Source organism: Lysinibacillus sp. A1 (genome assembly GCF_000801965.1).
In the GTDB taxonomy this organism is placed as follows: domain Bacteria; phylum Bacillota; class Bacilli; order Bacillales_A; family Planococcaceae; genus Lysinibacillus; species Lysinibacillus fusiformis.
Genome location: NZ_JSZM01000025.1, coordinates 160,819 through 183,780 on the forward strand (window position 1 = coordinate 160,819; position 22,962 = coordinate 183,780).

Below are 22,962 nucleotides of genomic sequence, written 5' to 3' on the forward strand. Positions count from 1 at the left end.
AAATGGATACCTTTTCAACAGCCCTTGTTCAAGAAGAGGAGATGTTTTTCTTGAGTTTAATAATTCGGAACATCACAGTGGTCAATGCGAGTGGTCGAGATGAACAGATGGATGTGTGGATGAAGGACGGTAAAATTGCTCAGGTTGCCCATCATATTGAGGCGCAGGGCTTTGAACAATTAGATGGTTCAGGCAAGTTTTTATTGCCAGGATTTATTGATATGCATATTCACGGGTCTGCCGAAATGGATACAATGGATGCATCCGATGAAGGGTTACATATCATGGCCAAATCACTATTAAAAGAAGGTACAACCAGCTTTTTAGCAACTACGATGACACAAAGCTTTGACAATATCGAACGGGCCATCGCCAATGTGGCACAATTCCAGCCAAAGTCAGATGAAGCGGAATTACTTGGTCTTCATATTGAAGGACCTTTTGTATCGAAGCAGCGGGCAGGAGCTCAGCCACTTGATTATATTGTCCAGCCAGATATAGAAGTGATGACAAAATGGCAAGCATTAAGTGGTCAAAAAATTAAACAAATTACGCTAGCACCTGAAGAACCTAATGGAATGACAGCAGTCCAGAGCCTCTCTGAAAACGGAATTATTGTATCAATTGGTCATTCCGATGCTACATTTGAGCAAATGCAAGAAGCAGTACAATTAGGTGCATCACAGGGGACTCATTTATACAATCAAATGCGTCCATTCCATCATCGTGATCCTGGTGTGGTCGGTGGTGTTTTGCTAGTGGATGCCATAAAGGCTGAACTGATTGTTGATTTTATTCATATGCATGAAGGAGCTGTGGAAATGGCTTATCGCTTGAAGGGGGCAGACGGAATTATTTTAATAACGGATGCGATGCGAGCGAAGGGTATGCCATACGGTGAATATGATTTAGGTGGTCAATTGGTGCATGTGACAGAATCAGGAGCCCATTTATCGAATGGTTCACTAGCGGGTAGTATTTTAACAATGGATCAAGCTGTACGAAATATGCGTCAGATTACCAATTGTACATTGGAGGAGCTTGTGAAAATGTCCAGCTATAATGCTGCCCAGCAATTAAAATTAACGAACAAAGGACAGCTTATAGAAGGATATGATGCGGATGCAGTGATTGTGGATGAACATTTACTGCTACATCAAACGATTAAAGCTGGGCAAATCAGTATGCATGCAAACAATTTGTAAGAAACGTTTGAAATGAAAAGGTGATAGATCATGAATACCTATTTTCAACAAGTCAATCGCTATTTAACAATGGTGGCACAACAAGAAGATGAACAAATAAACCATGTAGCTCAGTTAATCGTCAAACGACTCTTACAGGGAGGCATTATCCAGTTATTTGGTTCAGGCCATTCCATGTTATTGGCACAAGAATGTTATTTCAGGGCTGGTGGATTAGTCCCTGTCAAACCAATACACATTGAATCCTTAATGCTACATCAGGGAGCACGGCAATCTTCACAAAATGAAAAGAAGCAAGCATTTTTAGCCTCCTATAAGGATCAGCTACAGTTTGATGCCAAGGATGTTTGTATCATTATTTCAACATCTGCCAACAATCCAGTCCCTATTGATATGGCGATCTACGCCAAAGAAGCAGGTGCGCATACAATCTCACTGCAATCATTGGCCTATCAACATCAGCCATCACGCCATCCTTCAGGCAAACGTTTAGAGGATATCGTAGATGACGTTCTAAATACACATGTCCCATTAGGGGATGGGGTTTTAACAGTTGATGAGTTGCAATATGGACCTGTATCTACAGTGTTAGGTGCAGCACTATTAAATGCTCTATTCGCCCAAATCATTGAAGTTCTACATGAACAAGGCGCCAGCTTACCAGTGTTTGCTAGCAGTAACTTAGGTAACACCAATAATGATGAGCTTATTGATCAATATGGTCGGCGCATTCATTTTTAAGGCTTTAGGAAAAGGAGGATATGTGGTGAACATAGAAAGATTTGATTCAAAAGAAGATTTATATGCACGAGCAGTAGCCATCATAGCAGATGCTAAAAATAATGGGTCCACTACGTTCGGGCTAGCTACTGGTGGAACGATGGAACCGTTGTATGCTAAAATCTGTAAAACGGATATTGATTTTTCGAATTGCATCAGCTTTAATTTGGATGAATATGTAGGGCTTGAGGCCAATCATGAGCAAAGCTATGCCTATTATATGCATCAGCATTTATTTCACGAAAAACCATTCCAGGCATCCTATTTACCAAATGGCTTAGCAGCTGATCCTATAGAGGAAGCAGCTCGCTATGAAGCCCTACTACAACAACATTCCTTAGACTTTCAATTGCTTGGTATCGGACAAAATGGCCATATTGGTTTTAATGAACCCGGTACACCATTTGAATCCATGACACATCTTGTGACATTGGAGGAATCGACTCGTCAAGCCAATGCTCGCTTCTTTTCTTCGATTGATGAAGTGCCCACGCAAGCGTTCACTATGGGGATTCAATCTATTATGCGCGCAAAATGCATTTTGTTACTAGCAGTGGGAGAAACTAAGCGTGAGGTGTTAGAACGTGTGCTGGCCTCTGATTATACAGAGGAGATTCCAGCAAGTGTTTTATCCAAACATCCAAATGTCATCATCTTAACAGACTTACAAGTAGAGGAGAATAAATAATGAAAACACAACAATTTACAGTAATCGATCCTTTAGGAATTCATGCACGTCCAGCGAGCCAGCTTGTGGCAAAGGCTACGCCATTCACTTCCGCTATCGAAGTGCGTACGGAAGAAAAAGCAGCAAATTTAAAATCTATTCTTGGCGTAATGGGATTAGCATTAAAGCAAGGTTCTCAATTTACACTTTATGTAGAGGGGGAAGATGAAGAGCAAGCATTTGAGGCATTGGCAACATTAATGACAGAAATGGGGCTTGCACAATGACACATTTCACTGGTATTGCCGCTTCAGACGGCATTGCCATTGCTAAAGCGTATCGTTTTGTACAACCGGATTTAACATTTAGCCAAACAAAGGTTCAAGATGTTCAGGCGGAGCAGCAACGTTTAGCCGCTGCCCTTGCCCAAACAGAGCAAGAGTTAGTGGCGATTAAACAGCAAACATTAAAAAAATTCAGTGCCGAGGAAGCAGCTATTTTTGATGCGCATTTATTAGTGGTAAATGACCCAGAATTAATTGGGCCTATTCATCAAAAAATAGCTGACGAAGGGGTCAATGCAGAGTTTGCCTTACATGAAGTTTCATCAATGTTTGTGGCATTGTTTGAAAGTATGGATGATGAATACATGAGTGCACGTGCATCCGATATTAAAGATGTGACAAACCGCATGTTAGCACATTTACTCGGTGTACATATTCCAAACCCAAGTAATATTAGTGAACAGGTGATTATTGTAGCCAATGATTTGACTCCTTCAGAGACGGCTCAATTGGATCGTAATTTTGTTCTTGGTTTTATTACTGATATTGGGGGTCGTACCTCTCATTCAGCGATTATGGCCCGTTCGTTAGAGATTCCTGCAGTAGTCGGAACTGGAGCAGCAACGACGACTATTCAAGATGGAGATTTATTAATCGTGGATGGTTTATCAGGTCAAGTACTGATCAATCCGACGGAAGATGTGATTGCCAGCTATCAAGAAAAAGCACAAAGCTATCATACTCAACAAGCGGAATGGTCAACGTTAGTAAACGAACAAACGGTATCTCAAGACGGTGTCCATGTAGAGCTAGCAGCTAATATCGGCTCTCCAGGCGATTTGGAGGGCGTTTTGCGTCATGGGGCTGAAGGAATTGGCTTATATCGAACAGAGTTTTTATATATGGGCCGTGAAAACCTGCCATCTGAGGAAGAGCAATTTACAGCGTATAAGACGGTTTTAGAAGGAATGCAAGGTAAGCCTGTGGTCATTCGTACACTAGATATTGGTGGAGACAAACACTTACCGTATTTACCACTACAGGAAGAAATGAATCCATTCCTAGGACATCGCGCCATTCGTCTATGCTTAGAGCAACAGGAATTGTTCCGTACACAATTACGCGCTTTACTGCGAGCATCTGTTTATGGCAACCTAAAAATTATGTTCCCAATGATTGCGACTATTCAAGAGTTCCGTGAGGCTAAAGCGATTTTATTAGAAGAGCAAGAACAGCTAGTAGCAGCAGGGAAGGACGTAAGTGCTGACATTGAAATAGGCATGATGGTGGAAATTCCTGCTACAGCAGTGATGGCTGATGTTTTTGCCAAGGAAGTGGACTTTTTCTCCATTGGAACAAATGATTTAATTCAATATACAATGGCTGCAGATCGTATGAATGAAAAAGTATCTTATTTATATCAGCCGTACAATCCAGCTATTTTACGCTTGGTTCAAATGGTCATTCATGCCGCCCATCAAGAACAAAAATGGGTAGGGATGTGCGGAGAGATGGCAGGCGACGAGCTAGCAGTTCCTTTATTGCTTGGCTTAGGCTTAGATGAGTTTTCAATGAGCGCAACATCCATTTTGAAAACACGTTCTTTATTGAAGCGCCTGTCAGTAAAGGACATGCAAGCTTTAGCCGCTGAGGCATTACAGTGTGCAACAGCTGAAGAAGTAATGGAAAAAGTAAAGCAAGCAGTAAAATAACTTTATGCTCAAAACCATCTAGAGGGTGGCTCAGGCTGTAGACGAACTCAAAAATGTTGAGTTGTCTACAGCCTTTTTTTGTGTTAATGAAATAAAACGAAGAACGAAAATAGCAATAGCCAACGAGAGTCTATTGATCGTTGGTCATTGTCTACCGTTTTATAGTTTGTTGTTTAAATAGTCGATGATGGAAGGTAATTCTGACAAATCATCAAGGATGGCATCTGCCTCAACATGGTCCCATTGAGCATCCTTTTTCCAAATACCTTTCATGCCAACAGCTTGAGCACCCTTCACATCAGTTTCAGGATGGTCTCCTAAAAAAATGCTGTCATGAGGAGAAACCTGTAGCTTGTCTAAAGCTCTCAAAAATAGTTGGGGATTAGGTTTTTTCATATTTTCCCATTCAGAAACTAAAATCACATCAAAATACTTCTCTATGGCTAAAGCTTTAATATTGTCCATTTGAAAATGACCATAACCATTCGTAATGATTCCTAGAAGATATTTATCCGTTTTCAATTGTTCTAGTAGGCTAATTACATTTGGGAAGGCGACACAATAATTTTTGAATTCATTCATGTAATCTTGAAGAAGCTCCTCCCAAGTGAGAGATACGATATTAAATTCCTGCACTAATTGCTGATAGACTTTATCCTTCCAAACATATCCTCGCTTATCTAGTTGAATAAAACGAGATACATAGCTTTCTTTTGGAATATCATCCAATGTCATACCGAGTCGCTCATATTGCGACTCTATAAAAAAATTTACAGATTCATCTCTATTTAACAAAGTTCCGTCTAAATCAAATAGTACCGCTTTTATGCCCATGCATTAAAACCTCGCCTTCATAAAAGGAGCTAGGAGAAAAAGTAAAGTAGTTGAAGTGCTCTTCAACTACTTGTTAGTGAAATTATAGTTGCTTTGAAATAAGTTGTTGGAATTTGTCTGGAAGCGTCGGTAAATCGTGCATCGTAATTGTTGTTCGAACGTAGCTTTCATCCATCTCTAGAGCTTCAGCGAAGAAGCTTCCAATGCCTTTTACTTTGCGGTCAATTTGTAAAAGAATTTCAGCTGAATGATTGGACTGGGACAGAAAGACCATTTCAAGTTCATCTAGATGGCCTCTAAAGGAACCTGTTGGTACAAATTCAAACTCCTGTACAAATGGATAATACCCACGTAAGCGGGCTGGGGCTTGCTCACATTCTGCTTCTCGTAAACGAAAACCTAATTGACCTATAGCATCAAGTATTTGCGCTGCGAGGCTTGTTGGCTCGACACGAATATAATCTTTGTCACTTGGGTCAACTGCGTTTTTAATATCGAGTCCAGTTTGAATCCAGACTTGCGTTTTGCCTGCACTAATCGGTGTTTCAAATGGCAGTGTCAACGAAATGGGAATGACCTTCTCTTCACTAGCAGCTAGTGTAAAAGGCTCTGTCACTTTGACTTTTTGTAGAGTGGCTACCTCTGTATGTTTATGATCATTTGACTCTCGTACATATGTCGTATTAATGGACAGATAGATGGAATCTACTTGTTGTTCTACTTGACCGCCACGCACGATGATTTCCCCTCGCATGACTTCTCCAGCTCGATAAGTATCCTTTTCCAACCTTGTATCAACTGTTGCTGAACCTATCCCAAAACTTGCTAGTGCTTTATGAAAAAAAGACATTCTTACATTCCTCCTACGGACATTGTTAGCTATACATACGCACAGGTTGAAAAAAGGTTTCAAGACTCGTAAATTTTTCACCATACTAATTGAAAATCCAAAAGGGGATGCAGTACCCCAAACGGAATGAACTGCTCACTATGTGTAGATTCGTATAAGTGCCTTTACCAACAAAAAGACAAACTTTGATCACATCATCGTCTTCTAAAAGCAGGTGAGTCGATTTCTGCACCATTTATTCATATTTACCCTTTATACTAGTTTTGGCTAGTTTGTAAAGCTGAAATGATGAACAGATGGAAGGTGTTTAAATTGTATAGTTTTTTGTCAGCTATTAGTCAGTTTCTAAGTGAGCCGATCAATCAATTTTTAAATGCCTATGAACATTCAGCATGGGCTATGGCGCTGCTATTAGGTCTCATAGGGGCACTAGCTCCATGCCAAATAACCGGCAATATGAGTGCTATTACATTTTATGGGAATAAAACGCTGCAAATGAAAAATAATTGGCAGGAGATACTGTTTTTTATTCTTGGTAAAATAATTGTTTTTAGTGGACTTGGGCTTTTTGCATGGTTATTTGGACAATCGTTTGAAACTAAAATGACATTGTATTTTCCCATTTTCCGTCAGGCCATTGGACCAATTATGATGATGACAGGACTCGTTTTATTAGGTTTATGGAAGCTGAAATTTTTAAATCGTCTGTCGACGCTTATTCCTCCTGTTATGAAAGGGGGCAAACTAGGCTCCTTTTTAATGGGCGCTAGCTTCTCTATTGCCTTTTGTCCGACCATGTTTGTTCTGTTTTTTGTATGGCTAATGCCTATCGTAACTGGCACATCCTATGGGTTTATCTTACCTAGTATTTTTGGGGTGGCCACTTCTATACCATTACTCATCATGCTTCTTTTCATTTATCTGTTCGATGCGAAGCGACTCATTTTACGAACAAGCATGAAGATGGGGAGAGTTATTCAAAAAGTGGCAGGCATATTACTACTATTATTAGGGATAGTGGACACCATTACATATTGGGGAATCAATTAACATGAAAGATGTAAGGAGCGCTTAAAATGAATCCAGATATGAATCTTTTATTAGCCTTTGGTGCAGGGTTTTTAAACTTTATTTCGCCATGCACCTTACCGCTCTATCCCGCTTTTATTTCTTATATTACAGGGATGTCACTGGATGAGCTTCAGGGTGACAATAAAAAATTAAGAACAATGGGTATGTTGCATACGCTGTTCTTTTTAATTGGATTTTCGGTGATTTTTATTTTCTTAGGATATAGCTCATCTGTTGTCGGGTGGTTTTTCTTCCAGTACCAAGATGTATTGCGACAGGTTGGGGCTATTTTAATTGTGCTCTTTGGTTTAATGATTATAGGGGCCTTTTCCCCGAAGTTTTTAATGCAAGAAAAACGTCTTTCCTTTAAAAATCGTCCTACAGGCTATTTAGGCTCCTTTTTCATTGGGCTTGCCTTTGCAGCGGGGTGGACCCCTTGCACAGGTCCGATTACTGGGGCAGTTTTTATGATGGCTTCTCAACATCCAGGGATGGGCATGGTTTATATGGTAGCCTATGTTTTAGGGTTTGCCATACCGTTTTTCCTGCTATCACAATTTGTCTCGAAACTCGCATGGATACGAAAATATAGTCAAACGATCACAAAAGTGGGTGGCTATTTCATGATTGTGCTAGGAATTGTATTATTTTTCGACGGTTTAACAGTAATCATCATTTGGCTAAGTCCATTGTTCGATGGTTTTTCAGGATTTTAACGATCTTCATTATTTCTCCATACTTCTTTGTTACAGTATTTTTGTCGTAACAAAAGGAGGAAAATAGATGAAATTTAAAATGCAGTTTTCATTACTGACAGTATTGATTGTACTTATAGGCGGGTGTAGTGCTAGTAAAACAGAAGACGATGTTTCGACTAAACCAATGAACAACGCTCATGAAGGAATGGATATGACAAATGGTCATATGAGTCATACAAATCCTTTACAGCTTGCTCCCTCTACAGGAGAAAATGAGTTGGCTATACCTCCATTACTAGAACCAGATGGAAAAAATCCAGCTCACTATTCCATTGTGGCACAAGAAGGGACAACAGAGTTTTATCAAGGTGTCCAAACAGAGACCTATGGCTATAATGGGGCCTTTTTAGGGCCGGTGATACGAATACAATCGGGACAAACCGTACAATTTACAACTACGAATGAAATGAGCAAAGAGACAACATTCCATTGGCATGGTTTAGAAATACCTGGTGAGGGGGATGGGGGCCCACATGAACAAATAGAGCCTGGTCAATCGAAGAAGCTGACTTTTACTATCCGTCAGCAAGCAGCTACTTTGTGGTTTCACCCTCATCCAGAAGGACAAACGGCTGAGCAGGTATATAAAGGACTAGCCGGGCTCATTTATGTGGAAGATGAAAATTCACAGCGTTTAGGATTACCTGAAGAATATGGTGTAAATGATATTCCGTTAATTTTTCAGGACCGCCAATTTGATGATCAACAACAATTAAATTATCAACAGTTCAAAAATAATGATGGGACAATTGGTGATACATTGCTTATTAATGGTACGCTTAATCCGAAGCTCCATGTACGCCGAGAGCCTGTTCGCTTTCGATTGGTGAACGGCTCCAATGCCCGGAATTTCACCTTCAAGCTAAGTACCAATGAGGAATTTCAACAAATCGCCACAGATGGAGGATTTCTAAATAGCGCTGTTCCACTAAATAAACTGACCTTAACACCAGGTGAACGTGCTGAAATCATCATCGATTTTTCCAAGCTAAGTAGTTCTACTGATTTATCATTGATAAATGAAGAAGGTGTAGTCCTGTTACCGTTTACGATCACAAATGAACGCACTACACCACAGAAGATGCAGGATGTATTTAATCAATTCTCTACAACTCGTGAAGAACAACAATTACCTGTATCTAAACGTATAGAGCTATTTGGTATGGGGAAGATGGTAACGATTAATGGCAAGCAATTTGATCGAACTAGAATTGATTTTGTACAACAACAGGGAGTGACAGAAATTTGGGAAATTTACAATAAACCCGATATGATGGGCGGCATGACTCATCCGTTTCATTTACACGGTACGCAATTTAAAATTGTATCCATTAATGGTCAGGCGCCACCGCTTAATGAACAGGGCTGGAAAGATACGGTGTCCATTGAACCAGATGAAACAGTTAAATTGGCAGTGAAGTTTCAAGATAAGGGTGTCTATATGTTCCATTGTCATTTATTAGAGCATGAAGATAATGGTATGATGGGGCAAGTGAAGGTAGAATAGAAACTTTTAGAAAAATAGAAAAGGTAGCTGATCAATCATCAGCTACCTTTTATTATTGCTCAAGCTTTGTTAATGTTTTACCGCTCCAACCAAAAAGTACGGTTAGAATTGGCCCAAGTAAACAGAAGAAGGTGAATGGTAGGTAATCCAGTGTGGAAATACCAAGAACACTTGTGATGAAAATACCACAGACACTCCAAGGTACAAGTGGATTGACAACCGTTCCAGCATCCTCCATGACACGAGATAAGTTTTTAGGTGCTAGGCCAACCTTTGCAAATTGAGCTTTAAATGCTTCACCTGTTAACAGGATAGATAAATACTGCTCACCGATTAATGTATTGACTCCAATGCCGGTAAGTGCGGCGCCTGTAATAACGGAACCAGCACTTTTAAATAAGCTTTCAACCTTAGCTAAAATACTTTGTATAATACCAAGTGTGAACAAAAGCCCACCCATTGTTAAGGCCAGTAAGACAAGAGCAATTGTAAATAGCATACTATTCATGCCTCCACGTGTTAATAGGGCATCTACTTCCTTATTACCAGAGTGAGAGACATAGCCATCAAATAAAACTTTGAAGACGTCTGAAGCTGGTAGGGGATCTAGTGTATAAGATAAGCCTACACCGAGAATAGAAACAACGGCTAATGTAATAACGGCAGGAGCTTTATAAAAAGTCATCATAACGAGGACGACAATTGGTAATAATGTATACCAATGAATAAGTCCTGTAGTCAATAATCCTTCTTTAAATTGCTCCACCGTGTCAAAAGATGTTGCTTCGCCTGTTGGCGATAAAATAGCGTATAGGACGAATGAAATCAGAAAAGCAGGGATTGTTGTCCAGCCCATATTTTTAATATGTTCAAATAAATCTACACCGACTGTTCCTGACGCAAGATTGGTTGTATCGGATAATGGTGACATTTTATCACCAAAAAAAGCACCAGAAACAATTGCACCAGCTGTTATGGTTAATGAAATGTCCATGGCACCTGCGATACCCATAAATGCCACTCCGACAGTTGCGACTGTTGTTAACGAACTACCAACAGAAATACCAACGATGCTACAAATTAAAAAAACAATGGCAAAGAAAAAGTTTGGTGAAACAGTTAAAAAACCATAATAGATGAGCGTAGGGATTGTTCCACCCATAATCCAGCTCGAAATTAAAATACCAATAAAGAAAAAGATGAAAACAGCGCCCAATCCAGCACTAGCACCTGCAATCATTCCACCCTCTAAATCGCGAAAGGGAACTTTTTTTAGTAATCCATAGGCTAGTAAAAGAGAAATAACTAAAAAAATCGGAATATGGGGTGTTGCTTTTAAATACCCAATACTAAAAGACATTGTGGCAATAATTAAAAGTATAACGAAGCTTGCCTCCATAAATCGAGGGTTGCTTTTAGCTTCTATTCGAAACATATGAAACCTCCTAATAAATACTTCTTCGCTTCAATGCGGTGAAGCCCAAAAGTATTATAGCACGCTAATATTTTTTGTCAATTGACAGAAAATTGCAGGATTCCTTCAAGTCAATGCTCTCAAGTTGTTGTCCTTACTTTTATGTATAAGCAGCAACAAGGACGAGCATAACAAATAGGAAAGGTGACATGTTTCGACATCTGTAGGTAATAAATAACAGAGGAAATACTTATTTCGAATGTAAATATCGTTTACAATTCCTTAACATTTCATGTGGTAAATAAATAAGGGGAAAAAAGATTATTTCAAGTATTTTTATAAAAATAACAGAAAAAACGGTCATATTTAAAGAAAAAATAGTGATTTTTATTATTTGATTTCCAACGTTTTCAACTTGGAAACCAGCCTGAAAATAAATGTGGCAAATTTTATATTACAGTTTTGTAAAATCAACATAGAAGTGTTTAAAATTTTGTAGAATTGTGTAAATGTTTTGTTATGATGATTCAGAAATTGATAATTTTTATTTTACAGGAGGAACAAGATGTTCAACTCAAACAAGCAAGATCCATTTTTTCAGTCATTATTGAAAATCGCTAAAAATGTGAATGAGGGAATTTATTATGCACATAATGCCCATATTCAAGATATAGATGCGTTAAAAGAAATTGCCGATACCATGAAAGATTATGAAACAAGCGGTGATAAATTAATTCATGAGCTTATCGTCATGCTGAATAAATCATTTATGACACCAATCGAGCGAGAAGATATTTTAGCTTTAGCCAATAAATTGGACGATGTAATTGATGGAATGGAAGGCTGTATTGCTCACTTCAATATGTACAATTTAACGGAAGTAACGGAGCCAATGCGTCAATTCCTAACATATATTGCGAAGAGCACTGATGAGATGGTACAAGCCATGGAGCTATTAAATAATAAAAAGCTTGTAGAGATGCGTAAACATGCGATTCAAATTAAAGATAATGAACGCGAATGTGATGAAATCTTCCGTTCCTCTATGAAACAGTTATTTATTCAAGAAAAAGATCCAATGCGCCTCATTGTTTTCAAGGATATTTATGAGCAATTCGAGGATATTGCTGATAGCTGCCAAACAGTGGCAAACACAATTGAAACAATAATTATGCGTAACGCATAAGATGGAGTGTAACAAATGGATACAATCTTACTAATTACCATATTAGTCGTTATATTCGCATTAGTGTTCGACTTTATAAACGGCTTTCATGATACAGCGAATGCTATTGCAACGTCGGTATCAACCCGTGCATTAAAACCACGTACAGCGGTTTACATGGCTGCGGTTATGAACTTCGTCGGAGCTATTACATTTGTTGGGGTAGCCAAAGCCTTAACAAAAGATATTGTGGACCCGTTTACCTTAAATGCCTATGATGGCGATATCACAGGTTCTGTTGTTATATTAGCAGCTCTATTATCTGCCATTACATGGAATTTACTTACGTGGTATTTTGGGATTCCATCAAGTTCTTCCCATACATTAATTGGGTCTGTAGCAGGTGCCGCGATTGCAGCAGCTGGATTCAGTATTCTAAACTATGCTGGATTTATAAAAATCTTACAAGCACTGATTTTCTCACCACTACTAGCGTTTGCCGCTGGTTTCCTAATGATGACCATATTAAAGGTCATCTTTAAAGATATGAATTTATACCGTACCAATAAAGGCTTCCGTACCATGCAAATCGGAACAGCGGCCTTACAATCATTTACACACGGAACGAACGATGCCCAAAAAGCGATGGGTATTATCACACTCGCTTTAATCGCAGGTGGATTACACACAGGCGACGATATTCCTTTCTGGGTACGTTTTGCAGCTGCAACCGCAATGGGTCTTGGTACCTCTGTAGGTGGTTATAAAATCATCAAAACAGTGGGTGGCAAAATCATGAAAATTCGCCCAGTGAATGGAGTAGCAGCTGACTTAGCTTCGGCTTCTATTATCTTTGGTGCGACATTAATTCACTTACCAGTATCCACAACACATGTTATTTCTTCATCTATCATGGGTGTTGGAACAGCACACCGTGTCAAAGGCGTTAAATGGGGGATGGCCCGTAAAATCGTCACAACATGGGTCATCACTATGCCAATCTCTGCCGTAATGGCCGCATTAATTTACTATTTTTTAAGTTTATTTTTCTAGCTTGATCAGAAGAATGCACAATCACTGTGCATTCTTTTTTGTTTGGGACGAAGTGGGGCTGAGTTGGAAGGCAAAAGTGAGGATAGCCCCGCGCAGAAGAAATGGAAAACCCCGATCATTTGTGCAAAATTCAGATTCGTTCTATGTTAAATATAAAGAAAGTGTAAAGTTCGGAGAAAACCGTTTTTTCCGTAGTAAGGTTAGTGCAGGAGGAGAATGAATGAAGGTAAAGTTATTACTGATTGAGGATGATGCAGCTATTGGTCGCATTGTCAAAGATACAATGGAGCAAGAGGGCTATCTTGTAACATGGGCCACTACGGGTCTTGAAGGGCTGGCAGATTTTCAGGAGCAACCATTTGATTTAGTGTTGGTGGATTGGATGCTACCAGAAATGGATGGTCTTACGGTTTGTCAAAATATACGTTGGGAAAGTGATGTGCCCATCCTTATGATGAGTGCTCGTAAGGAAGAAGCGGATAAGGTGGAGGGCTTGCAGGGAGCGGACGATTATATTGCAAAGCCGTTTAGTTTGGAGGAATTAAAGGCTCGGGTGGCATCTCATCTTAGACGCTGGAGACGCTATAACAAGCAAGACGATGTAGAAAAGCAGACTGCCTATGCCAATGGATTAATCATTGATTGGCAACGAGAAATAGTGAGCGTTAATCAGCAAGAAATAGCGTTAACTCAAAAGGAATTTGCTCTTGTCAATCTATTAGCAAAAAATCCGAATCAAACCTTTACGAAAGAGGAACTATATCAGCATATTTGGCAGCAAACGACTTTAGAGGACACACATACTGTCACAGTACATATTAAGGCACTGCGAGAAAAGCTTAAGGATTCGGTTAAACATCCATATTTTATTCAAACTGTGTGGGGCAAGGGTTACCGTTTTATTGGTGAACCATTATGAAAATTAAATCTTGGTTACTTATCACTTTTTTTATTGTCATGGTGTTGCCCATATCTGGTGCTTATAGTCTATATGTGTGGATAAATGCTTATTATCAAGATAAAAATGTTGCCGAATACTTTGATAAATGGACAGAGCTAAATCAGGTAAAAGCAGTCGTTGACAATCCAGCACTATATCAAAAAAATGCAAATTTAGAAGAGATAGAAGAGCTGACCAATGGGCAGCTAGCGATTACACTTTACACGAAATCAGGTTTTGTCTTATATTCCTCTAACCCTTTACAATCGGGCTATGTATGGAAAGAGCGGATGTTTAAAGGTTTATATGATTTACAACAATCGTACAACGCCTTTACCTACAAGGAGCCTGTATATCACAATGGGGACTTGTTGGGCATCTATGAAATTCAATTAATAAGAACGGATTGGGTAAAAGGTGTAGAGAAGCGTTCGTGGCTTGTTATTATAGGCACTATCTTGCTGTTTCTAGTAATTTATATAGGGGTCATTTTGTTGCTTAATGGGAAACTTAATCGACCATTAAGCGAACTGATGCATCAAATGCGAAGTTTTGCCAAAGGGGAGCATATAGAATCCAATTTAAGTTCAAGAAAAGATGAGATTGGTTCACTTTCCCAAACATTTATGGCGATGCAACATGAAATTGAAATGGCCCGGGCTTCCTTAAAAGTAGAACAACAGCAAAAAGAGATGATGATTGCAAGTATCTCCCACGATTTAAAAACGCCTCTTACCGCTATTCAAGCCTATGCGGAATCCTTACTAAACAATGGTTTATCACAACAGCAGCAAGAAGAATATCAGCAGGTCATCATCACGAAGGCTGATCGAATGAAGCATATGCTAGAAGATTTATTGATGTTTACATTACTCCAATCAACAAGCTATGAATTAGAGCTGGTAGCAGTTGATGGGGAAGAATTTTTTGAGATGGCTTTGTCAGACTATGAACCGTTATGTGAGGAACAAGGTTTTACATTAGAAGTGTTCTGTGATGTAGCTGGGCTGTATGCTGTGCACCCTAAACAACTTCAGCGCGTGATTGATAATTTATTGAGCAATGCATGGCGTTATGGTGAGATCGGTACATCTATTGGTTTAGCGGCAATTAAAGCTGGAAGTTTTCCGGAATGGGGGGTTGATTTCCTTAAGCCAGCTTTAACGAAGCAAGAGGGTATGTATATGATTGTGCAGAATGTTGGGCAGGGCTTGCCACAAAAGGACATTGTAAAGTTATTCGAGCCCATGTATCAAGCGGATCATGCAAGATCAAAGGCTGGAGAACGAGGAACAGGTCTTGGCTTAAATATTACGAAACAAATAATTGAAAAACATGGTGGCACTGTAGAGCTGCTTTCTAGGGAGAATATTGGAACAGCTGTTGTCTGCTGGCTACCACCTATAAAGGAGTAGATGAACTATGAATTGGAAAAAATCTTGCCGAGCAGCGGGCTTAATCGCTGCCATGACATTTAGTTTAGTAGGCTGTAATACGGAGGCATCGTATTCACCGCAAGAAATTATTGAGCAAGCACTTCAGGAATCGAGGGAACCACTTACCTATTATGGCGAATATACGCTAGATATGGGGGAGCTAGGTGGCAAAGCTCAAGTGAAAGAATGGGTCAAGAATAGCAATAGACGTATAGAGATGAAAGGGGACAATGATGAACATGTCATCACAGTCAAAACTGATTCTGAACTGATAAGTTATGATGTCACTCAACATACAGCCTATAAAATGGCTTATCCACAAGGTGAATTAGACGGACTGCAATCGCCTAGGGAAGAGGTACAGCTTGTTTTTAATTTGGTTAAAGATACACATGATATTAAAATATCCGGTGAAGAGAAGGTTGCTGGGAGAGACACATATAAAATTGTAGCAAAAGCTAAAAAAACTGATTCATTATTTGGGGATATAGAAGCATGGATTGACAAAAAAACTTGGCTGACGTTAAAAATGAAATCAGATAATGCAGGTAATCAAATGATCACTGAATACTCAAAAATAAATGTTGGTGAAAAAATTGATGATCAACAATTTATGCTTGATCTACCAAAAGATGTAACAATCCAAGAAATTAGCGGTGAAGATACTTCAGAATTAATATCATTGGATGAAGCGAAACAACAACTAGAAAAGTTTTTAATGGTTCCGCAAACAAATGGTCTTACTATAGATAAAATTTCAATGGTTAAAGGATTAGAGGATCGACTAGAATATTCTTTTGACATTGGGTTAGATGGGGAGCTAGCTTTTTTCGTCACTATTTTTAAAGCAGATGATAGTATCGCTGAAATTGACCCCATCTTAAATGAAAAAGAGATAGATATTCGAGGACAAAAAGGAACGGTTATGGATGATAAAAATTTCCGTTCGATTGCTTGGCAAGAAAACGGCTACCAATATAGTATGGTTGGCGAAAATCCTGAATTAACGATAGAGGATCTTGTAAGCTATGCAAAACAAATGGAACTTGTTCAATGAGGTGATGCTATGAAACGAGCACAAGGGTTGAAATGTCTTGCACTGTTTTTATTTACTACTATTTTTTTATACGGGGTAGGCGATACCTATCAAGTGTCTTGGCTACAATTTCATTTAACAGGCCAATATGATGAAGTAGGCTTTTATTTCAGCTTTACGTCACTTATTCCGATATTTATTGGATTATTGATGGTAGGGCTTTATGAATCACTGTTAAAACGATTAATATAAAAAGTTAGAAGCAGGATCTCGGATGAGAATCCTGCTTCTTCTAGTAAAAATTTGCTATTTTACGTTAACGTATTTACATCATTTAAAAGAGGAGACATTCAAGTAAATGATCGTTCATTGATCCCTTAAGGAGCATGGATACCCAAGCTCCTATTTTTAATGCTTCATCTTGCTCATTATGCAATCTGCTGTAAATGTGTTTTTGTAAAGGCTTCATCATATTTTAAGCCATAACCGAGTGCTCGATCTAAGAAAATATGTGACAGCCAAATCAAGGCAACCATCAGTAGTGTTGGGATGGAAAACGTAAAGCCAATTACGAGTAGGATAGCCGGTATGACGAAGCTATGCCCCGTATTATAGCAAAGGGCACCCATTTTTGAATTAATCATATAACCGGCCATAGTGATATCAGGCAGCAATAAAAATAAAATAAATGATAGCCATGAAAAATCTAAGTGCCCATAGAAAAAGACCGTCAAGATAAAGGCAATGACATATTCTAGCGAGATAATTTTACGTAGTTTCATTGTAACCACGACCTTCCTGTAAATTTTGGTACATATCTTCAATAAGTGAATTAATTTTTTCTTGATTGTTTTTAAATTGTCCATCAGCCATTAATGTTTTAGTTAGCTGTAGTGATTGTCGTGCATGCTGATAAAAGTGCATGAGCTGTTCAATATGGGCAATCTTTGCAGTAAATAACTGTACCGTTTCTTCATTACACTCTGTGGATATAGGTTTTTTTTCGAGTGTCAGTAAATAGTTGATTTCTTGTAAGGTAAAGCCAAGCTGGCGTAGGACGAGAATAAATTTCATGGTCTGTTCACATGTGCCATCATACACACGGTAGCCATTGTTTAATTTCTGTGGATGTAGTAGTCCTTCTTTTTCGTAATAACGGACTGTATCGGTGGATAATTGAAACTTCTCGGCAAATTGTTTAATTTTCATATGAGCACCTCCTACAATTATCCTAACATTGGAGTATGCTCCAAGGTCAATACACGTTTAGAAAAAATTTGAAACGGTGATACATTGGGAATCGTTTATTGTGTAAGAGGGGGAGGTGGGTGGCATACTTGAACAAATCATTGATGAACATGGAGAGCATTTATTGCGTCTCGCTTATTTTTACGTAAAGAACCGACAAACAGCGGAGGATATTGTACAGGAGGTTTTTATTAAATTTTCTCAGTGTAATTATGAGGAACGTGGGCAGCTACGCGCTTTTTTATCCACTTTAACGATTAATCGTAGCAAGGATTATTTAAAAAGCTGGCATTATAAAAAACTACTTGTACAAGAAAAAGTGTTTCCTATGAAGTGGAATAAACAGCGTGATGAGCTAGTCGTGGCGGAGGAACGTTCCTCTGTGGGAGCGGCAATATTAAAGTTATCACTTCTGTATCGAGAGCCGATTGTTCTTTATTATTTTGAAGAAATGAAAATACATGACATTGCCCGATTATTAAGGATTTCAGAAAATACGGTGAAAACAAGGCTGAGACGGGCAAGGGAGGCATTAAAGTCCTATCTAAAGCAGGAGGAATGGGAGGTGCTAAAGGATGAATAAAGTACACAAAGAATTGGTGAAAGTAACGGGGGATATGACGAGTAGCAAAGAACGTGTTAAACAACATGTGCTACATCCTAGGAATTCTAACAAGAAGCCTTATCGATTCACACTTTTATCGGTCGTGCTCACCCTATGTGTGGCAGGGTTTATACTGGTACAGCTGTTAGAGAAAGAAAAGACACAGACGACTACATGGTTTCATGAAACACAGCTCGATCATTTTGAGCGTATAACCCAAATGATGTGGCCCAATCAAAACAAGGAATTTTATAAAGAAGAGGCTTATCGTTCGTATGAGAGGCTTGTTGCCGCATACTATTTTGCAGAGTCATTAGGAATTACCTATACGAAGGATGAACTTGAGACGGAGAGGAAAAACTTCGTTGAGCAAATGGAAATGCTACAGCAATCACCTAAAAATAAAGCGTTTTTTCAAGGAGTAGAACCGAGTAAATATGTGGATGTTTATATGGAACCTCTCCTGCCGATGTATCTAGCTAGAACGAAGCTCTACGCGATGTATAAGGAAAAATATCCAACTTTTTATGCCTATAAAGGCGTAGCAGATATTGAGGCTATTCGGTATTTCCAAATGAATTTTGCTGAACAGGCGACGGCCTTTCAAAAGGAAAATAACATCGTGGATCGTTCTAGTACATCTGGCACCTCTTTAGTGGGAACCGTTGCAAAGGTTGAGTCAAATATCTTTTTATTTATCGAAGGCATTATTCCAAAAGATCTCGATCATATGACAGAAAAACAGTTGGAGGAAAAGTATGAGCAAGCTGATTGGTACCCTGTATTAGCTGATTTTCCTGTAGAACAAGGGGACTATATTACCCTCCATTCGACTGAAACGGGTAGCATCGAGGAAAATGGGATTGTCCGAAAATATGGCTTATTAAACGATGTGGAGGTATTAGAGCCTGATGTCACTGTGGAGCTAAATTTGCAAAATGAACAAGAAGTAGCTGAATTCTTGCAGGATATGCCCTGGCAGACGGCAGACTATATGAGAAGGCCCCCTGATTACTCCCTTCAGGTGGAAGGGGTGCGTATTGAAATATGGAAAGGCTATGGAGGTTCGCTGTATCTACAAAAGATAGGGAGTGGAGAAATTAAATTAAGCTCCGAAAAGGCCAAGAAATTAAAAGAATTACTAAGTATAGAAGAATCTTAACAAGTCTCCGTGAAAGAGGCTTGTTTTTTGTTAGCGAGAAAATTATAGTGAAAGTACTATGTTAAATTTACCATAAAAATATAAAATTAGTAACGTAGGATAATATACACAATAATTTATTTGTCTAGTATTAATTGCTTAATTTTGTAAAAATAAATGAGTCCAAAGAATTGTAATATTTTATTCGTGCAGGTAGTATTAAAGAAGTAAGGTTGAAGATAAGGGGGAGCGGTATGAACGTACAAGAATTTGAAGAATTATGGATTACGCTCAATGAATTATATAACGCGGATCGTTTTTTAGAATATATAGAAATAAGTAGTGCCGCAATCGAAAGTGCCATTAAGCTTGGAATGTATGATAAGGCAATCCTTTTATTACGCTATAGCTGTGCCAGTTATTTTCAAACAGGTGATTTACAGCTATCAATTAGTGTACTTGAACAATATCGTGAGCTAACTTTTCAACATGGCAATGATATTGACCTCATTCAGTATTATAATATAGCCGCGATTTATTGGGGGACATTTGGTCACTTAAAGAAATCTGAAGAGCTGATGCTAAAGGGCTTAAAAATTGCTGAATCTATTCAACATGTGGAGAGCTTGGGGAAAATTTATAATAATCTAAGCGATTTGGAAATATCGATGGGCAATTATCGTACAGCCAAGGAATTCGCCTTAAAAAGTCTTTATTACTCGAATGCGTTTGAAGTGCAGCATAAAGAGCCTTATACAGGAATTATGTATCCGAAAACAAACCTAGCAGTATCACTTATATGGCTGGATGAGTTTGATGAGGCCAATGTACTATTACAAGAACTACTAGCCACGATTCATAACCCGCCCTATTCAAAAGTACAATTAGAGGTTTTCAATGCCTATGCCATTCTCTGTGAACGACAGGGACGCGTAAGTGAAGCTATTGATTTATATCAAAAGACTAAACATTATGCTTTGCAAAACAATGATCTGTCTTTGCTTCAAATCATCTATAATTCATTAGTGAAGCTTATAGAGGATCAGGGCAATAAAATTGTTTTATGTGCAGTTCAGAAAGAATATATTAATATTTTGTTAGAAATTCAACGTGAAAATTACTCTCATGTATTATTTGAAATGGAGTATAACGATCATAAGAAGCAATTTGAAAAAAATGCTTATTTCGATCCGCTAACGAATATTTACAATCGACGTTATTTTGATGAAAATGCAAAGAGGATGCTCGAAAAAGCAGCTGAAGATAATCAGCAATTAGCGTTAATGATGGTGGATTTAGACCATTTTAAAGAAATTAATGATATGAATGGTCATCTATTTGGAGACGATGCATTAACGAATACCGCTAAAACATTGCAAGATTATTTTCAACCCTTTGAATCGATTGTCGCACGTTTTGGTGGAGATGAGTTTATAATCCTCAGTCAAGTAAAAGAGGGGGAAACGGTGCAAACATTGGCCGACAACCTTTATCAAACCTTAACGGCTTTGTCACTTACGGTGAATGGTGAAACAGTTCAATTGGAATTTAGTATTGGTGTTAGTACTAATGATTTTGGCAAGATAAAGATAGTGGAGGAGCTTATCCAACATGCGGATGAAGCGCTTTACAAGTCGAAGCGTAATGGACGCAACCAAATTACACACTATAACCATTATTGTGATGTGGGAAATGGTATTTAAAGAGAAAGAGGCATGACTTTATCCGAGGTGCCTCTTTCATGTACGTTTACAAGCTACAGTAAGGGTTAATAATGCCGTAAAATACGATATCTTCAAAAGTACCGTTTTTAAAAACATGATCCTTTAACGTTCCCTCATACTGCATGCCACACTTCTCCATGATTTTGCCAGAGGCGGGATTGGAAAGAAAATACTGCGCATAAACACGATGATACTGTTTTTCCTTAAAAGCAAATTCAATGATGGCACTGGCAGCTTCTGTTCCATAGCCATTTCCCCAATATGGCTCACCAATCCAATAAGCTATTTCTCCATTTTGGTGTTGCTGACGATTTGACAGTCCAATGGCCCCATATAATTGCCCACTTTGTTTGTCCGTTATGGCAAATTCATAGAGCTGCTCTTGCTCAAAATTTTGTTGGTGAGTGGAAATCCATGACAATGCACAGTCTAACGTATAGGGATAAGGTAAATTTAACGTACTTTTATATAGGGCAAAATTATTACACAATGCACTTACTTCAGGTGCATCCGCTTCTGTAAATAGCCGGAGCATGAGACGCTCTGTTTCTATTGTTTTTTCTGCAGCTTGGTCATTCATTGAAATACCCCCTTCAACCATGGTAAAAATGATTATAGCACAATAAAAAGAAAAATAAACCAAATAATGGATATTATTAATATCATGAAATTAGATAAAAATTTATTGTAAATCGATAAATTATATGGTAAATTGAACAGGATATTAAATAAAAGAGGTGCGTAATATGAAACGGGAAACGCTCTTTTTAAAGATCGCTGTTTTTCTAATGGGGTTGCCGGTTTTTGCCTTATGTATATGGGTGGTGCCACGTGTTGCTTTAGACACAGCTCAGCATTCACCGGTCTTAACCATTGCTGCATTACTTGGCGTCTATGCAACGGCAATCGCTTATTTTGTTGCTCTATATACGACGATTAAGCTGCTAAGCTATATTGATCAAAACATTGCATTTTCAGAGCTATCAGTGAAGGCTTTAATTAAAATTAAATATTGTGCAATTGTCATTAGTAGTGTTTACGTGGTTGGCATGCCACTGATATACTATGCTGCGGAAGTAGACGATGCCCCAGGTCTTATACTTATTGGAATGGTCATTATTGGTGCTTCTTTTGTAGTTGCAGTTTTTGCTGCTGTTCTTCAAAAGCTTCTAAAAAATGCCATCGATATCAAATCAGAAAATGATTTAACGGTTTGAGGTGAATACTATGGCGATGATTATCAATATTGATGTCATGTTGGCAAAACGGAAAATGAGTGTAACAGAACTTTCAGAGAAGGTTGGCATAACGATGGCGAATCTTTCTATATTGAAAAATGGTAAGGCGAAAGCGATTCGCTTTTCAACGTTAGAGGCGATTTGTGAGGCATTAGAATGTCAGCCAGGGGATATTTTAGAATATAAAAGGAACGAAGAATAAAGACTGTAGGTAAAAGCCATCGAGCTCTCTCGATGGCTTTTGTCGTTTTTTCTTGGTGGGTATGGGAACGAGATAGCTTTTTTATTGAAAAAA

Annotated in this window: 25 protein-coding genes; 19 read left to right on the top strand and 6 right to left on the bottom strand. The window is 38.5% G+C overall.

Annotation, left to right across the window (positions count from 1 at the left end; genetic code table 11):
* Positions 1-50: 50 nt before the first annotated feature.
* The 5 genes from nagA to ptsP are packed head-to-tail and all read left to right on the top strand — an operon-like array spanning position 51 to position 4,648.
* Entirely contained in the window at positions 51-1,205 is a 1,155-nt protein-coding gene (nagA, locus tag PI85_RS19225; RefSeq protein WP_036127832.1) for an N-acetylglucosamine-6-phosphate deacetylase, read from the top strand.
* A 30-nt stretch (positions 1,206-1,235) separates the two neighbouring features.
* Positions 1,236-1,946: a sugar isomerase domain-containing protein gene (locus tag PI85_RS19230; RefSeq protein ID WP_036125185.1), complete on the top strand. Its 711-nt coding sequence runs from the start codon at positions 1,236-1,238 to the stop codon at positions 1,944-1,946.
* Positions 1,924-2,673 (top strand): glucosamine-6-phosphate deaminase, encoded by a 750-nt coding sequence (locus PI85_RS19235; protein WP_200878316.1) that lies wholly within the window; start codon positions 1,924-1,926, stop codon positions 2,671-2,673. The genes PI85_RS19230 and PI85_RS19235 overlap by 23 nt, the downstream gene beginning before the upstream one ends.
* On the top strand, positions 2,673-2,939 hold the full coding sequence (locus PI85_RS19240) for an HPr family phosphocarrier protein (RefSeq protein WP_008175794.1): 267 nt from the start codon (positions 2,673-2,675) through the stop codon (positions 2,937-2,939). The genes PI85_RS19235 and PI85_RS19240 overlap by 1 nt, the downstream gene beginning before the upstream one ends.
* Positions 2,936-4,648 (top strand): phosphoenolpyruvate--protein phosphotransferase, encoded by a 1,713-nt coding sequence (ptsP, locus tag PI85_RS19245; protein ID WP_036125189.1) that lies wholly within the window; start codon positions 2,936-2,938, stop codon positions 4,646-4,648. The genes PI85_RS19240 and ptsP overlap by 4 nt, the downstream gene beginning before the upstream one ends.
* A gap of 159 nt (positions 4,649-4,807) precedes the next feature.
* On the opposite strand, the gene PI85_RS19250 is transcribed toward ptsP, so the two are convergent.
* Both PI85_RS19250 and PI85_RS19255 read right to left on the bottom strand, forming a co-directional pair.
* Positions 4,808-5,482 (bottom strand): HAD family hydrolase, encoded by a 675-nt coding sequence (locus PI85_RS19250; RefSeq protein ID WP_036125194.1) that lies wholly within the window; start codon positions 5,480-5,482, stop codon positions 4,808-4,810.
* Positions 5,483-5,564: 82 nt separating this feature from the next.
* Positions 5,565-6,332 carry a sporulation protein gene (locus PI85_RS19255; RefSeq protein WP_036125195.1) on the bottom strand — a complete coding sequence of 256 codons (768 nt, stop codon included), beginning with the start codon at positions 6,330-6,332 and terminating at the stop codon, positions 5,565-5,567.
* Positions 6,333-6,644: 312 nt separating this feature from the next.
* Here PI85_RS19255 and PI85_RS19260 point away from each other — a divergent pair, with 312 nt between their 5' ends.
* The 3 genes from PI85_RS19260 to PI85_RS19270 all read left to right on the top strand — a co-directional run bounded on the left by PI85_RS19260 (position 6,645) and on the right by PI85_RS19270 (position 9,668).
* Positions 6,645-7,382 carry a sulfite exporter TauE/SafE family protein gene (locus PI85_RS19260; protein ID WP_036125196.1) on the top strand — a complete coding sequence of 246 codons (738 nt, stop codon included), beginning with the start codon at positions 6,645-6,647 and terminating at the stop codon, positions 7,380-7,382.
* Between the two features lie 26 nt (positions 7,383-7,408).
* Positions 7,409-8,119 carry a cytochrome c biogenesis CcdA family protein gene (locus PI85_RS19265; RefSeq protein WP_036125199.1) on the top strand — a complete coding sequence of 237 codons (711 nt, stop codon included), beginning with the start codon at positions 7,409-7,411 and terminating at the stop codon, positions 8,117-8,119.
* A gap of 67 nt (positions 8,120-8,186) precedes the next feature.
* Positions 8,187-9,668: a multicopper oxidase family protein gene (locus PI85_RS19270; protein WP_036125200.1), complete on the top strand. Its 1,482-nt coding sequence runs from the start codon at positions 8,187-8,189 to the stop codon at positions 9,666-9,668.
* 52 nt (positions 9,669-9,720) lie between these two features.
* Here PI85_RS19270 and nhaC read toward each other — a convergent pair whose 3' ends face one another.
* Positions 9,721-11,103: a Na+/H+ antiporter NhaC gene (nhaC, locus tag PI85_RS19275; RefSeq protein WP_036125202.1), complete on the bottom strand. Its 1,383-nt coding sequence runs from the start codon at positions 11,101-11,103 to the stop codon at positions 9,721-9,723.
* 544 nt (positions 11,104-11,647) lie between these two features.
* On the opposite strand from nhaC, the gene PI85_RS19280 reads away from it, so the two are divergent.
* The 6 genes from PI85_RS19280 (at position 11,648) to PI85_RS19305 (ending at position 16,964) form a co-directional block, all read left to right on the top strand.
* Complete coding sequence (locus PI85_RS19280; RefSeq protein WP_008175806.1) at positions 11,648-12,268, top strand: DUF47 domain-containing protein; 621 nt, start codon at positions 11,648-11,650, stop codon at positions 12,266-12,268.
* Positions 12,269-12,283: 15 nt separating this feature from the next.
* Positions 12,284-13,300, top strand: a complete 1,017-nt coding sequence (locus PI85_RS19285; RefSeq protein ID WP_008175807.1) for an inorganic phosphate transporter — start codon at positions 12,284-12,286, stop codon at positions 13,298-13,300.
* 220 nt (positions 13,301-13,520) lie between these two features.
* Complete coding sequence (locus tag PI85_RS19290) at positions 13,521-14,219, top strand: response regulator transcription factor (protein ID WP_036125206.1); 699 nt, start codon at positions 13,521-13,523, stop codon at positions 14,217-14,219.
* Entirely contained in the window at positions 14,216-15,655 is a 1,440-nt protein-coding gene (locus PI85_RS19295) for a HAMP domain-containing sensor histidine kinase (protein WP_036125209.1), read from the top strand. Before PI85_RS19290 ends, PI85_RS19295 begins: the two co-directional genes overlap by 4 nt.
* A gap of 7 nt (positions 15,656-15,662) precedes the next feature.
* Complete coding sequence (locus tag PI85_RS19300; protein WP_036125211.1) at positions 15,663-16,733, top strand: outer membrane lipoprotein-sorting protein; 1,071 nt, start codon at positions 15,663-15,665, stop codon at positions 16,731-16,733.
* 9 nt (positions 16,734-16,742) lie between these two features.
* Entirely contained in the window at positions 16,743-16,964 is a 222-nt protein-coding gene (locus tag PI85_RS19305; protein WP_036125212.1) for a hypothetical protein, read from the top strand.
* A gap of 176 nt (positions 16,965-17,140) precedes the next feature.
* Here PI85_RS19305 and PI85_RS19310 read toward each other — a convergent pair whose 3' ends face one another.
* Positions 17,141-17,494, bottom strand: coding sequence for a DUF4260 domain-containing protein (locus PI85_RS19310; RefSeq protein WP_036125213.1), 354 nt, complete (start codon positions 17,492-17,494; stop codon positions 17,141-17,143).
* A complete protein-coding gene (locus PI85_RS19315; protein ID WP_025114892.1) occupies positions 17,481-17,921 on the bottom strand; it encodes a MerR family transcriptional regulator in 441 nt (146 codons plus the stop codon). Before PI85_RS19315 ends, PI85_RS19310 begins: the two co-directional genes overlap by 14 nt.
* A gap of 115 nt (positions 17,922-18,036) precedes the next feature.
* Here PI85_RS19315 and PI85_RS19320 point away from each other — a divergent pair, with 115 nt between their 5' ends.
* The 3 genes from PI85_RS19320 to PI85_RS19330 all read left to right on the top strand — a co-directional run bounded on the left by PI85_RS19320 (position 18,037) and on the right by PI85_RS19330 (position 21,408).
* Positions 18,037-18,543, top strand: coding sequence for a sigma-70 family RNA polymerase sigma factor (locus PI85_RS19320; protein WP_036125214.1), 507 nt, complete (start codon positions 18,037-18,039; stop codon positions 18,541-18,543).
* A complete protein-coding gene (locus PI85_RS19325; RefSeq protein WP_036125216.1) occupies positions 18,536-19,726 on the top strand; it encodes a hypothetical protein in 1,191 nt (396 codons plus the stop codon). The genes PI85_RS19320 and PI85_RS19325 overlap by 8 nt, the downstream gene beginning before the upstream one ends.
* A gap of 233 nt (positions 19,727-19,959) precedes the next feature.
* Positions 19,960-21,408: a GGDEF domain-containing protein gene (locus PI85_RS19330; RefSeq protein ID WP_036125219.1), complete on the top strand. Its 1,449-nt coding sequence runs from the start codon at positions 19,960-19,962 to the stop codon at positions 21,406-21,408.
* 46 nt (positions 21,409-21,454) lie between these two features.
* Here PI85_RS19330 and PI85_RS19335 read toward each other — a convergent pair whose 3' ends face one another.
* The gene (locus PI85_RS19335) at positions 21,455-22,009 is read right to left on the bottom strand and encodes a GNAT family N-acetyltransferase (RefSeq protein ID WP_036125220.1); all 555 of its coding nucleotides are present in this window, start codon (positions 22,007-22,009) and stop codon (positions 21,455-21,457) included.
* A gap of 166 nt (positions 22,010-22,175) precedes the next feature.
* On the opposite strand from PI85_RS19335, the gene PI85_RS19340 reads away from it, so the two are divergent.
* Entirely contained in the window at positions 22,176-22,646 is a 471-nt protein-coding gene (locus PI85_RS19340) for a DUF2975 domain-containing protein (RefSeq protein WP_036125221.1), read from the top strand.
* A gap of 10 nt (positions 22,647-22,656) precedes the next feature.
* The gene (locus PI85_RS19345; RefSeq protein WP_008175824.1) at positions 22,657-22,869 is read left to right on the top strand and encodes a helix-turn-helix transcriptional regulator; all 213 of its coding nucleotides are present in this window, start codon (positions 22,657-22,659) and stop codon (positions 22,867-22,869) included.
* Positions 22,870-22,962: the final 93 nt, after the last annotated feature.

Excerpts from the sequence above, each read along its gene's own strand:
- PI85_RS19230 (WP_036125185.1), top strand. The coding sequence starts at position 1,236 with ATGAATACCTATTTTCAACAAGTCAATCGCTATTTAACAATGGTGGCA.
- PI85_RS19235 (WP_200878316.1), top strand. The coding sequence starts at position 1,924 with ATGGTCGGCGCATTCATTTTTAAGGCTTTAGGAAAAGGAGGATATGTG.
- PI85_RS19240 (WP_008175794.1), top strand. The coding sequence starts at position 2,673 with ATGAAAACACAACAATTTACAGTAATCGATCCTTTAGGAATTCATGCA.
- ptsP (WP_036125189.1), top strand. The coding sequence starts at position 2,936 with ATGACACATTTCACTGGTATTGCCGCTTCAGACGGCATTGCCATTGCT.
- PI85_RS19250 (WP_036125194.1), bottom strand. The coding sequence starts at position 5,482 with ATGGGCATAAAAGCGGTACTATTTGATTTAGACGGAACTTTGTTAAAT.
- PI85_RS19255 (WP_036125195.1), bottom strand. The coding sequence starts at position 6,332 with ATGTCTTTTTTTCATAAAGCACTAGCAAGTTTTGGGATAGGTTCAGCA.
- PI85_RS19265 (WP_036125199.1), top strand. The coding sequence starts at position 7,409 with ATGAATCCAGATATGAATCTTTTATTAGCCTTTGGTGCAGGGTTTTTA.
- PI85_RS19270 (WP_036125200.1), top strand. The coding sequence starts at position 8,187 with ATGAAATTTAAAATGCAGTTTTCATTACTGACAGTATTGATTGTACTT.
- nhaC (WP_036125202.1), bottom strand. The coding sequence starts at position 11,103 with ATGTTTCGAATAGAAGCTAAAAGCAACCCTCGATTTATGGAGGCAAGC.
- PI85_RS19280 (WP_008175806.1), top strand. The coding sequence starts at position 11,648 with ATGTTCAACTCAAACAAGCAAGATCCATTTTTTCAGTCATTATTGAAA.
- PI85_RS19285 (WP_008175807.1), top strand. The coding sequence starts at position 12,284 with ATGGATACAATCTTACTAATTACCATATTAGTCGTTATATTCGCATTA.
- PI85_RS19290 (WP_036125206.1), top strand. The coding sequence starts at position 13,521 with ATGAAGGTAAAGTTATTACTGATTGAGGATGATGCAGCTATTGGTCGC.
- PI85_RS19295 (WP_036125209.1), top strand. The coding sequence starts at position 14,216 with ATGAAAATTAAATCTTGGTTACTTATCACTTTTTTTATTGTCATGGTG.
- PI85_RS19300 (WP_036125211.1), top strand. The coding sequence starts at position 15,663 with ATGAATTGGAAAAAATCTTGCCGAGCAGCGGGCTTAATCGCTGCCATG.
- PI85_RS19305 (WP_036125212.1), top strand. The coding sequence starts at position 16,743 with ATGAAACGAGCACAAGGGTTGAAATGTCTTGCACTGTTTTTATTTACT.
- PI85_RS19310 (WP_036125213.1), bottom strand. The coding sequence starts at position 17,494 with ATGAAACTACGTAAAATTATCTCGCTAGAATATGTCATTGCCTTTATC.
- PI85_RS19315 (WP_025114892.1), bottom strand. The coding sequence starts at position 17,921 with ATGAAAATTAAACAATTTGCCGAGAAGTTTCAATTATCCACCGATACA.
- PI85_RS19325 (WP_036125216.1), top strand. The coding sequence starts at position 18,536 with ATGAATAAAGTACACAAAGAATTGGTGAAAGTAACGGGGGATATGACG.
- PI85_RS19330 (WP_036125219.1), top strand. The coding sequence starts at position 19,960 with ATGAACGTACAAGAATTTGAAGAATTATGGATTACGCTCAATGAATTA.
- PI85_RS19335 (WP_036125220.1), bottom strand. The coding sequence starts at position 22,009 with ATGAATGACCAAGCTGCAGAAAAAACAATAGAAACAGAGCGTCTCATG.
- PI85_RS19340 (WP_036125221.1), top strand. The coding sequence starts at position 22,176 with ATGAAACGGGAAACGCTCTTTTTAAAGATCGCTGTTTTTCTAATGGGG.
- PI85_RS19345 (WP_008175824.1), top strand. The coding sequence starts at position 22,657 with ATGGCGATGATTATCAATATTGATGTCATGTTGGCAAAACGGAAAATG.